Raw genomic sequence first — 12,523 nt, forward strand, 5'->3', positions numbered from 1 at the left:
TTTATAAATATAAAACATTAAGGCAAAATAGGAAATACTGTTTTATAGTGATCATATGTTCCATATATCAAGCCATCACTTGAATATAGAATTCTATAACCTGGATTTTTAAAATTTGAACGACTCATTATGTAGTTAATTCCCACATCAGCTTCATACCATATTCTTCCATTTTTTATTGCTAAAATCCCAGTAGAATTATTAAAAATATCTCCTCCAATAGCCTTTCCAGGTGCATAATTATTTAATGCTTTTCCTTCCGACCATCCCAATACTTTTGCTTGAGCTTTAGTAATATAATTATTTGGCAATCTTCCTGTTTTAGTAATACTATCTACTGCATCATTAGCTAATTCACTAACTCTATATTGTTCTTTTAATCTAGCATAGTTTGTTACATTATGAGCAGGATAATTCAATTCTTTTAAAGAATTATTTAATTTATAATTTGTATATATTTCCTTTCCTTTAGAAATACCTGCTCCTACTGTTTTCATTACCATAGGAATTACTACTATATCTGTTGCTGATTCAACAGAACCTCTTATAAATTCTTGTTTTCCTTCTACCTCTTCTTTTGTTCCATATTGAGTACTTCCCTTTCCTACTCTTCCAGCTTCATCTCCTAATTTAGAACCAAATCCTAAGGTTGCAGATTTAAATAGACTGTTTACTGTTGCAAATCCTTCACTTACTGCACCTTTCATATCTGAATTAAAAAATTTATCTCCTGCTTCAAGTAAATGAAGTGAAACATTTCCTATTTCATCTAAACTTTTTTTAAGATGATATCCATAAGATTTTGCTCTTGGATTACTTTCAATAACAACCTCTTTTTTTATACCATCTATTCTTTTATAATATTCTCTATCTGAATTATTTTTATTTAATGAATCTACTATAGGATCTGCTATTGCTATTTTTTTCTTTCCTTCTTTACTTTCTGCATAGATTAAATGTATACTCTTAACATGAAAATCTGGTCTAAAAATAAAGTCTTCAATTTTACCTTTATCTCCTCTCATTTCTTTTAAAATTTTAGGATTCTTTTTCCAAGCACCATTACTCATTGCTTCTATGTATTTAAGTGTATTAAAATATTGAGCTTCAACATCTTTATCTGCTAAATCTGCTGTGACCTCACTATCTTTATCCATCTTTGCTACATCAAAACTTGATGCACTTATTGGATTTTTATCACCTTTCTTTAATCTATCCTTTATCTCATCATAGGCTATCTCTCCTGCTACTGTTGAACGTAGTTGTCCTTTATTATTTTCCTTTCCTCTTCCTAGCTTTAAGTCTTCTTTTATCTTGTATTCTCTTGCTATGGAAGCTCTTACTTCTTCATCTTTTGCATTTTGGTTTATAAATATCTTTTTAGTTACTTTATCATAAAAAGCTACTATTTCTTTTCCTTCTGCTTTTAACTCATCTATTCTTTCTTTTACTTTTTCTGATAATGTTGGGTCATTTGGATCAAATTTTTCTATTTCTACTCCAAGCTCTTTTTGTACTTCTTTTCTTTCTAATTTTCCTTTTGCAATAATATCCATTGCAGGCGCTGTTTGAACTCTAACTATTGCTTCCTTTATTTCTATTAGACTTCTTCTTTCTGCATCTCCTATATCTTGGCTCTTATTACCATTTATCATATTATCTATTGTTTTTACTACTGTTCTTCCTGTTGCTTTTCCTTCTATTAAAGCAATTTGAAGATCTTCTTTAAACTTTTCAGGATTTTTAATATAGTTAATTGTTTGTGATTCTATATTTATATCTGTTTTAAAATCTCTATCTTCTGTTATCTCTGTCATTGTATCTAAATCTCTATTTATTTCATCTCCAGAAGATTTTCCTATTTCTACATTACCTATTACTGTATTCTTTGTTATTCCTTCTTGTTTTCTATCAGAATAATTTACTCCTATACTAGTTATTCCAGAAGTTGATACTCCTACTGAACCACCTACTGTTTTTAATTTATCTACATTTTCTAAGTTATGTCCTACATATTCATCTATTGATAATTTTCCATTTTCACTTGTACCTATCGCAGAAGCTGTATTTTCTACCTTATCTACCTTTAGATCACTTCCATCTCCTATTATGAAAGTACTTGCATTATCTACAACTCTTCTTTCTCCATTTGTTTGTGAATAGTTTACACTTCCTGATGGAAGACCATTTGCTGATACACTTAAGCTTCCACCTTTTGTACTTCCCTTTGTTGTAGATGTATTTTGTTTACTTTCAATAGTTAGATTTTCAATATTACCAGTAACTTTTCCACCTTCTTGATTAAATCCAGAAAGAGTCATATTCTTAGTATTGTTATGCACTTCATCTACATTTACAAATCTACCATTTTGGTAAGTAGTTCCATTACTATTCATTTTTGATTGAGAAGCTGAAATACTTACCCCATTTCCTTCTGTTTGGAAACCATTATTGTAGTTAATAGTTACACCAGCTGATATTCCACTACTTTTACCAGTAGATGAATATGAATTATTTAATTCAACAGCTGTCTTATTAATATTTTCTACATTATTATAGATAAGTTTAGTATCTTGTGCTTGTGTTCCAACATATTCAACATTCTTTACAGTATTGTAAGTTATACTTGAATTTTCATCTTTTCCCTTTATTGTTGTTACAACAGCTCTTTCACTATGCGAGTTTGATTTAGAACTTGCTTTATTAAACCCTAAGTTTACTCCTACATTTGCATAGAAGTTATTATTAACTTTAAAATCACCATCTTTAATATCTTTTAAAGTTGCTTTACTTCCATCTTTTTTAGTAATATTACTACTTAAACCTTGAACTAAACCTGTAACAGTGTTAGTTGTTGAAGCTATACCTCCAAGTATATCTCCTGACTTCATTTGATTAAATGAATCTATCCCTTGTTTCGCTCTATCTAAGGCAGGTGATTTTATTCTTACTGATAGATTTATTCCACTGCTCTTTGATGATGTTTCTATATCTTTTACATCTTTTCTTGCTCCATAAGTAATATTTCCATTATTTATTTCAATATTACCATGTTTGAAATTTGTTGCTGTTATTTCTGCACCCTTATTAAGAGTTACATTATCTCCTAATACTAGATTAGATTTAGCATTTGTTAAATCTTTTTCTTTTAACTTACTTTCTGATTTTCCATATCCAACAGAAAGTCCTCCACTTCCTATACTTCCACTAAATCCTTTTTTACTTTCTTCATAGGAATATGTGCTATTTAAAGCTATTGAATCTGTTGTTAATTTACCTAAAACTTGTGAATTATCTCCCAATATTAAATTAGAACCTACAACATCAATATCTTTTGTGATTATTCCTTGATTCTTTACATAAAGATTGCTCGCTGAATTTTCTTCATCGTGAACTTTTTCTTTTTTAGATTTTGAACTCAAGAATCCTTTTTGTTTACTTCTACTTTCTCTATCCTCTGAATCAACTTCAGATTTTACTAGAACTTTTGCATCAATTAAAGCATTATCTGCTATTACTGTTGAACCTAAAATATTTAAATTATCAGCAGAAATACTTAGATTTTCAGTTTCTAATTGAGAGCCTACATTTCTTACAAAAGCATAGGAATTAAAGTTATTATCATCTTTTCCAAACTTTTGCTCTCCACTTAATTTTAAGCCTTCAATATTTACATTAATAGCTTCTATATTTGTATTTATAGCTCTAGTTATAGCTGCTATACTTGAATAATTTTTTGCAAAAATATTTAAGTTGTTTGCGCTTATTTCTGAAATATTTTCTAGCTCCGTATGTCTTGTTCTGTTAAGTTCTCCAAAATTGTAATTAAAGCCTTTTATTGTAGTTCTATTAAAAATGTTTTCATTTGAAATTAAATTTAAATTATTTCTCGCAAATATTTTCGAACCTTGATTTATTATACTATTTTTCCCTATTAACTCAACATCAAAACCTTTTATTTCTGCTTGGCTATTTCCTATACTTTTATTTAAGATCTCATCTGCTTCTAAATATGTTTTTCCACTTCCACCAATAATTCCTGCATTATCAATTTTATTAGCAACTATTGTTGTTTTTTCTATTCCAGCTATTCTATTTTTCCCACTAGAGTTAATATTATTTAAAGTATCTTTTGATAAGTAAACTCTTGGCGCTAAAACATTTAAATCATTTACTTTTTGATACTCATACCAAAGTATATCTCTTTCTAAATTAGCTATCTGTTCTCTTGTTAAAGGACTTCCAATAGTTAAATTTTGTTTTTTGCTTTCAATTTCTGCATTATCAATTAATTCTTTCATTGAAAATGCTTTTCCATTTAAAAATCTTGTTCCAAGTTTTTCAAATAAGGTTTTTTCTACTAATTGATTTTCATAGAAAGCATCTCCAAGTCTTCTAACATTGTCCCACTTATCTTTATACCCTATTTTATCTAAGAAATAATCACTTCCATAGTAATTACTTTTAGAAATATATTTAAGTCTCGTTTCTAAAATATATTTTGATGTAGGATTTGTATTTTCAACAAATAGAGCTGATGGAATATTTGATATTGGTTCAATTTTCCCAGTATTTATTATATTTTGAATCTCAGACATATTACTAACAACTTCAATTTCTCTATTTATATTCTTGTCAGTAATTTTTAATTCGTTATTTATAATAGAATTACCTTGAGCAACAGTTTCTTTTTTCATTTCAGGAATAATGACAGGTTTATTTTCTCTTTTTCTTCCATTAGCTTCATCTATTGCTTGAACAACTTCATTTTTTACTTTTATATCTAGAGATTTACCCTCAATTACACTTGGTTGACCTGTTACATAACCATATCTTCCTATGTATATTCTTTCATAAGGAACTCTTACTCTAATACCATCATCTAAATAAGTGTAGTTCCTTTTTTCTACACTTCTTTCTTTTCTTCCATTTGGGAAAGTATACTCATAAACATAATCGTTTTGAAAATCTCTTACATAAGTTGTTGTATTATTTGCCTCATGATAAGGATGAAAAGGATCTACAAGACTAAAGCCCTCAAAACTTTCACTTAATCCTAAAACTTCTTCTCCTGTTTTTACTTTTATTTTGCCTCCAGAAGTACTTACAAGATTTTCTAATTTATCTGCATTGATGGTTACAATTTCTTTTGTAGAAATTATTGAATCTTTATTCAAAATATTTTTAGCCTCAATATCAATATTATTATTAGCTAAAATTTTTCCATGATGTGTTTTCGCTTGATTTATTAGTCTTTCTTTTAAAGCAATTTTAGGTGTTTTTGAACTTCCGGTTTTTATGGTATTATTTTCTCCTAAAAAACCTCTCATATAGTCCGGGTATTTAGAAAATAAGTAAGATGGGTAAATATGATTTACCATAATATTTTTTAATTTATCAAAATGTCTTTCTTGACCTTCTCTAGCCTCATCTCTTGCTCTTCCACCACTACTAATACTTTCCCCATGAAAGTCTGAACTTTCTCTATTTCTTTTCCACAAATTATTTACTTCATCTAAAGTTAAATAATCCACATCCCAAGTTTCATAAAAACTTTCATAACTATTGTAATCATCTACTTTTCCAATGTTCTCTACAATATCAGATTTAATTCTTAGCTTATTTTCTGCTTGAATAGTTCCAATATTATTTGTTAATTTCTTACTTTCAATGAAAATATTATTTGCTAATATTTCGCCCTCTTGGTTTTCAATAATATTTCCTGTTATATCTAAATTCTTACCGGCATAAATTGTTTTAGCCTTTTGATTTTCTATTTTTCCTAAAGAATTTATTTTCAAATCATTTTCACTTGCAAGTAAGTCTTTATTTACCAAATCTTTAGTTTTAATATCTACATTAGTCCCACTAAGTATAGCTTTATTTTCTATTTTTTCATTAGCTTTTAATTTTAGATCTTGAGCTGATAAATCTTTTTTGTTTGTAAAATTCCTACTATCTATTGAAATTAAATTCTTTCCTGTTGTTTCTCCATCATTTACAACATCTTTAGCTTTTATTGTAAGGCTATTTTCTCCGTGTAATTTTGAAACTAAATTTACATCTTGACTTGTTGTTAAGATTACATCTGTTCCTGTAATTTCTCCAGTATTTGAGAATTTTTTTAAATCTTTCATTTCAATATTATTTGAAGCTATCTTTCCTGTATTTGCCAAATCTGTTTCATTTAACTTTATTTCTTTATTTGAAACTATTTCACCGGAATTTTTTAACTCATTATTATTTGCTTCAATTTTATTTAATGCCTTAATATTTTTTGTATTAGTTAATTTATTCGTTGTTAGAACTATATTATTTAAAGCTAGTAAATCGCCTGTATTTTCAACTGTATTTACATTAGCAACTATATTATCAGCTTTAATTAATGAATTATTTCCATTGTTTTTTAATTCATTTCCAATAATATTTAGATTTCCTGTTTCAATAGTATTTTCATTTATTACAGAACCTTTAGTTGTAATATTTTTAGCATGAACAATCCCTTTATTTTCTATAGCTCCTGAACTTATATCATCTTTAACAAAAATATTTTTTGTATTTTTTAGACTTCCAGCTATGTCTAATTTTCCTTCGGTTGCAAGTAATCCCTCATTTGTTAAATTTCCTACTACAATATTTTCTTTAGCTAATAATTTTTTTGTTGTTTTTGTATCTTTAGCTGTAAAACTTCCAGCAGTTACTATCTCTCCAGTATTTTCAGCATTCCCTGTAATCTTTATATTTCCACTAGCTTGAATATCTTTAGTATTATTTAATTTCCCATTTATATTAAGTGTAGAACTTGTCCCAACTACTCCAGAATTTTCTAAATTCTTAACTGAAATATCGCTAACTGCAACTAATTTATTTGTTGTTTTTACATTATCTGCTGTAAATTTTGAATTAGTAAGAATTTCTCCTGTACTATTTACATTATTAGCCTTTATATCTTTTAATGTAGCTATATTTCCAGTATTTATTAAATCTTTAGTTTCTAAAAATTCTTTAGTATATATATTGGCTGAATTTTCTACATTACCTTTTAATACTATTTCTTTTTCAGCTTGAGTTTTATCTCCAGCAAGTTTAATCTCTTGAGCATCTATTTTAATATTGTCTTGTGATAGTCCAGAATTAGTTTGTTCATATTCTTTGGCTTTAATATCTATTCCATTTCCTTGAACATTTTTAACTTTTACCTTACCCTCAGCCGTTATTTCTAAATTTTGTTTTAATGCAAAAATTCCCCCCATATTAAGTAGAGAATTTTTGTCAGTCAGATGGATTTTAATTTGATTGGCATACATACTTCCTGCTCCAATCATATCTCCACTGATAACTAGGGTTCCACCTTTTTTATCTTTGTTTTTAATATGTTCTTCCATATCAAAAGTATGTTCGCCAGTTACTAAATCTAATTTTTCTCCAGCAACTAATTTACCTTGTATTTCTAGTAATTTAGATAACATTTGAGATTTATCTGTACTACTTAAATCAAAACCTTTATCTCCAATTAGAATTTTCCCTTTTTCAATATCAAAATCTTTAACATTACCATCAACAAAATTTACTTTTCCTGTTGTTGCTGTGAAGTTTTTGATATTGATAGTTCCTGCTCCATTTAAGTAAATTCCATTTTCATTACTTAAAATCACATTTAATTTTTCTCTACTTAAAGCTTCAATATATCCTTCTATATCGGATCTATTCGCTCCGTTTACTTGAATAACTGCAAGATTTGCTGCTTGGTGTGGTCCTAGATTGGGATTTGAATTAATTAGTCCAGCTAGATGAGATCTTCCGACATTGTCAGCATTATTAAGAACTTGTCCTTCTTTACCGACATTGTATTCCAAAAAATTATTTACACTAACGCCTCTATGATTAGGAGTAGCAATATTTACTATTGGAATACCTGTTTGAGATTTATCTAAACTTGTATTTTGATTTGAATTTGGATCTAAAACTAGATTAGCAGAAAAAATATTCCAACTCAGCAGAAACTGAAAAAATATTGCAATGATTTTTTTGTTTTTCATTTTACTTTCCTCTCTTTAAAATTTTATCTTCAATGCGCTAGCAAAATATATTTCGTGATTTTTAGGTTTCAAATAGCTTGAATGTTTATGAGCTCTTCCATAACCAAAATCTATGTCTAAATATTTTGCGCTATATCTCATTCCTATTTGTATTCCTGTCGCATAGCCTGTTCCATACTTTGATTTATCTCTGTTATTTTCTATAGCTCCGTATGAATAAGATAAATATGGGCTTAAAGTTCCTAAATTTTTAGGAATTTTTATATTATATGCTAACTCTGTTCCTATATCTATTGCTTTATCTCCCATTAAATTATCACTTCTGTGATATCCTGGGACACTTCCTATTCCACCTATTGTTTGTCTTTCTGACGAATAAAGCACATCAGATGAATATGAAGCTTGTATATTTGTTCTTGAAATTAAGTTATGTGTTAAAGGTTTGTAATACATGGCTAAAAAATTATATTTTTTGAATTGAGCTTTTGGTGTTTTATCTGTTTTGTTTTTATCTATCTCAGCTCCAAAATTTTTAAGTCCTTTTTCATATTGAAATCCCAAACTTAAAATTCCTTTTTTTATAGCTGTTGTGTAGTTTAATCCTATACTCGCAATAGATAATCTTCTATTTATCAATGTTGCTTCTTCTAAATAGTTTTCATTGTGCTTAGTTTTTATTCCAGCTTCAATGCTAAGTTTACTTTGTTTATTTCTCCAAATTATTTTTTCTATGTCAAAACCTACTGTGTTGTTAATTGATTGCATGTCGTATATTGTATTAAAAGCATAAAAACTACTATCTTTTACACTTTTACTTGTTGAGAATTTGAAATTGTAATCTTTGTATCTTAATATATATCTAAAATTATACATATCAAGCTGTCTTTTATATGGTAGCACATCTCCTTTACTTGGGTCATATCCAGGAGGTCCTATTGGTAATATTCCTCCGGCTGGAAGTGTATCTGAACTTTGTTTCCAGCTTCTATCTGGATTTTTCTTGTGAACAGTCATATATGAAAAAAATAGATTATCACCAATTCCTAATGGACTGTCAATATTTAATGATATTCCTCCTCTCCAAAAGGCATTTTGATAATCTTCTCCATAGTTATTTGTATTTAATGAAAGAGTAAATTTTTCTTTCATTTCATTATTAACTTTAATTATCCAATAATTAGGCTTAGTTCCTTCAACTATATCAACTGACACATTATTTGCTCCTAAAGAATTAAAATTCTCAACAGCTGTATCAATTTTTGTATTATCTAAAACATCTCCATTTTTTAAAGGAAACATAAAAAACTTTTTTAATTTATCAAGATTAGTTTCATCATTAAGAACTATATTTTCAACTCTACCAACAATAAAATCTATCTTTAAAAGCCCAGCTAATACATCGCTATTATCAGAAATTTTAGCATAACTTGTTACATAGCCTTTAGAAATTAATTGATTAGTTAATTCAGAAAGTAAATTTTCTAAATCATTAGAGTTTAAATTTTTATTAATATATTTTTTTACAATTTTTTCTTCTAGCAAGTCATTTAAAAGATTTTCAGAGTCAGATATTTCTATTTTTGAAATATGATATTTAAGTGTATTCATTTTTTCTTCGTTCAAAATATTTTTATTTAATTTTTCAATTTCTTCGGAAGAAAAATTTAAGATTTCAGAATTTTTTAGATTTCTTTCATTAATTCTATTTTCTTGTTCAAAATTTCGAACATCTCTTTCAATAAGTCTATCTAAATTTTCCGTGGCAAAAGAAAAAGAACTAAGTAAAACCATCAAAAAAGAAATTAATATCTTCATTATTTTCACACCTCCTTGTAATTTAATCTTGTTCAGTATACTACACTTTTTTTATACTTGTCAAGAGATTTTTTATTTTTTCTTTCTCCTCCTAAATTCTAATAGTAAGTATCACACTAATAAATCTCTTTAGTAAGTTCTTCATTAGAACTAATTCTCACTATTTAATTTTATACTTTCCTATTGAGAAATAAAAAAGCTGTTGTAATTTAATGATAAAATTATCAATTTACAACAGCTCACTGCAAACATTTAAGTCTAATTTTGATGAACTCAAAGCCTTATGGCTTCTAGATTTTAAAAAAGCAAGTGCTTTAAAAAATTTTTTTCAAGAAGTGAACCCTATATTAATTTTATTTTTTTTAATTCTTCCTCTAAAATATCTAGTAACCTATCAAATTCTTTTGCAACCGAAATAAAAGCTTCTTTGTTTGATAAATCTACTCCAGCTAACTTTAATTGTTCCATTGGATGATTATTTCCACCAGATTTTAAAAGTTTTAAATATCTTTCTCTACTATCAGGATTTTTCTTTAAATTTTCATACAATTTAGCTGATGAAGCAAAAGAAGTTGAATATTGATAAACATAAAACGGTGAATTGAAAAAATGTGGTATTCTTGACCAAATTATTTTTTGTAATTCATCTATAACAACTGTGTCTCCAAAATACTTTTTAAATAAAGTTTCCATTATTCCATCTAAAATATCTGGTGTTATAGCTTTTCCTTCTTCAATTAATTTATGTGCTTCATATTCATAGTTAGCAAATAAAGTTTGAATATAATAAGTTCCAACTATATTTCCTAAAGATTGTTCTAATAAAGCTATTTTTTCAAGACTATCATCAGAATTTTCTAACATATAATCCAAAAGCAATCTTTCATTAAAAGTTGAAGCAACTTCCGCTACAAAAATTGTATAATCAGCTGTAGGATAAGGTTGATTTTCACTAGATAACATACTATGTAATGTATGTCCTAGTTCATGAGCTAATGTGAATACATCATCCATAGTTTCTTGATAATTTAAAAGCATATAAGGGTGTACATCATAAATATTTAATGAATATGCTCCACTTCTTTTATTCTTAGTTTCAAACACATCTAGCCAACCTTCACTTATGGCTTTTTTTAATTTTTCTTGATAATCTTTTCCTAAAGGTTCAACAGAATTTAAAACCATATTTTTAGCAGTATCATAATCAAATGTCTTATTATAATCAACAATATTTATACTATTATCATAGTAATGATATTCTTTTAATTTTAATGCTTTTTTTCTAAGCTCTATATACCTTTTTAATGGAGCTACATTTTCTTGACTTGCCTCCAAAAGTGATAAAAATACTTCTCTTGGAACATTTTTATTCTCTAAAGCAACATCTAAACAAGACTCATAATTTCTAGCTCTTGAAGAAGCTACATTCTTTTGAACAATGGCTCTATAAATTGCAGCAAAAGTATTTTTACTATTTTCATAACTTTTATACAAAGCTTCAAAAGCTAATCTTCTATCGTCTTGATTTCTATTTGTAGATAATATTTTTGAGTAAACTCCATTTGAAACTGCAAGTTCCTCTCCAGTTGAAAGTTTAACAGTATTCCATTTGATATCAGATATTGAAAGTTCTGCATAAATATCTGAACTTGACCCCATAAATTGCCCATAATGTGAAAGCAATTGTTCTTTATCTTCTGATAGAATATGCTTTCTCAATCTATACATTTCACTTATAGGAAATTCTCTTATTTTTAAAATTGGATATTTTTCTATCCATTCTTTCATAGTTTCTTCTGAAACTTCTAAAAGCTCAGGTGCTATCCAAGCTGTATCTACTGCATAATCAGTATAAGCCATTTCAATTTCTTGCATTTTTACAGAAGCTATTTCATCTGTTGAATCTAAGTCTTTCAACATATATGGATATAAATATAGTTTGTCCAACACTCTAGAAATTTCTTCTATTTTTTCTTCTAATTCAATATAAGCTTCTGCTTTTTTCTTTGCTTGACCTTTAAACTTTGGAATTTCTTTCACAAGTTCTTTAAATCTTTTTAAGTCTTTATCCCATTCGTCCCAAGATAAATAAATATCCTTTAAATTCCATTTATATTTATCTTCAATTAAATTTCTATCTTTCATATTTTCCTCTTTCTAAAATCTAATTAATCAGGATAATTCAAGTTTTCCTCTTTTATATTCTTTAAAGTTTCCTCTAAAAATTTTTTAGATTCATATCTTGCCATTGGTAAATTTTGATCTAAATAATTTCCACATTCAACTTCAGTTGCTCCTGGAATTTCTCCTTCATATTTAGAAATAAAATCAAACATTTCTTTTATAAGTTCAACTATATCTATTGATTTTAGTTTTCCTTTTAATATTACGTAAAATCCTGTTCTACAACCCATAGGTCCAAAGTAAATTACTTCATTTTTCCATACTTCATGATTTCTTAAAAATGTTGCTCCTAAGTGCTCCATTGTATGCATTTCTGCTATATTCATAACAGGTTCTCTATTAGGTAATTTTACTCTTACATCAAATGTTGTTAAATAGTTGCCGTTTATTTCATCAAGTCTAGATACATAGATCCCTCTATTTAATTTTTTATGATCAACTTGAAAGCTAGCTATTCTTTCCATACTTCGTTTCCTCTCTATTCT

General features: G+C 27.4%; 4 protein-coding genes. All 4 read right to left on the reverse strand.

Annotated features, from left to right (window positions below; translation table 11 throughout):
• Nucleotides 1-17 precede the first annotated feature (17 nt).
• A complete protein-coding gene (locus BQ2505_RS07395) occupies nucleotides 18-8,039 on the reverse strand; it encodes a two-partner secretion domain-containing protein (RefSeq protein ID WP_074017122.1) in 8,022 nt (2,673 codons plus the stop codon).
• Nucleotides 8,040-8,054: 15 nt separating this feature from the next.
• Nucleotides 8,055-9,854 (reverse strand): ShlB/FhaC/HecB family hemolysin secretion/activation protein, encoded by a 1,800-nt coding sequence (locus BQ2505_RS07400; protein WP_074017123.1) that lies wholly within the window; start codon nucleotides 9,852-9,854, stop codon nucleotides 8,055-8,057.
• A gap of 342 nt (nucleotides 9,855-10,196) precedes the next feature.
• Nucleotides 10,197-11,999, reverse strand: a complete 1,803-nt coding sequence (pepF, locus tag BQ2505_RS07405) for an oligoendopeptidase F (RefSeq protein ID WP_074017124.1) — start codon at nucleotides 11,997-11,999, stop codon at nucleotides 10,197-10,199.
• Between the two features lie 23 nt (nucleotides 12,000-12,022).
• Nucleotides 12,023-12,502 (reverse strand): S-ribosylhomocysteine lyase, encoded by a 480-nt coding sequence (locus BQ2505_RS07410; protein ID WP_074017125.1) that lies wholly within the window; start codon nucleotides 12,500-12,502, stop codon nucleotides 12,023-12,025.
• Nucleotides 12,503-12,523 lie beyond the last annotated feature (21 nt).

Origin of the sequence: Fusobacterium massiliense, from assembly GCF_900095705.1 — a bacterium.
In the GTDB taxonomy this organism is placed as follows: domain Bacteria; phylum Fusobacteriota; class Fusobacteriia; order Fusobacteriales; family Fusobacteriaceae; genus Fusobacterium; species Fusobacterium massiliense.

Excerpts from the sequence above, each read along its gene's own strand:
- BQ2505_RS07400 (WP_074017123.1), bottom strand. The coding sequence starts at position 9,854 with ATGAAGATATTAATTTCTTTTTTGATGGTTTTACTTAGTTCTTTTTCT.
- BQ2505_RS07395 (WP_074017122.1), bottom strand. The coding sequence starts at position 8,039 with ATGAAAAACAAAAAAATCATTGCAATATTTTTTCAGTTTCTGCTGAGT.
- BQ2505_RS07410 (WP_074017125.1), bottom strand. The coding sequence starts at position 12,502 with ATGGAAAGAATAGCTAGCTTTCAAGTTGATCATAAAAAATTAAATAGA.
- pepF (WP_074017124.1), bottom strand. The coding sequence starts at position 11,999 with ATGAAAGATAGAAATTTAATTGAAGATAAATATAAATGGAATTTAAAG.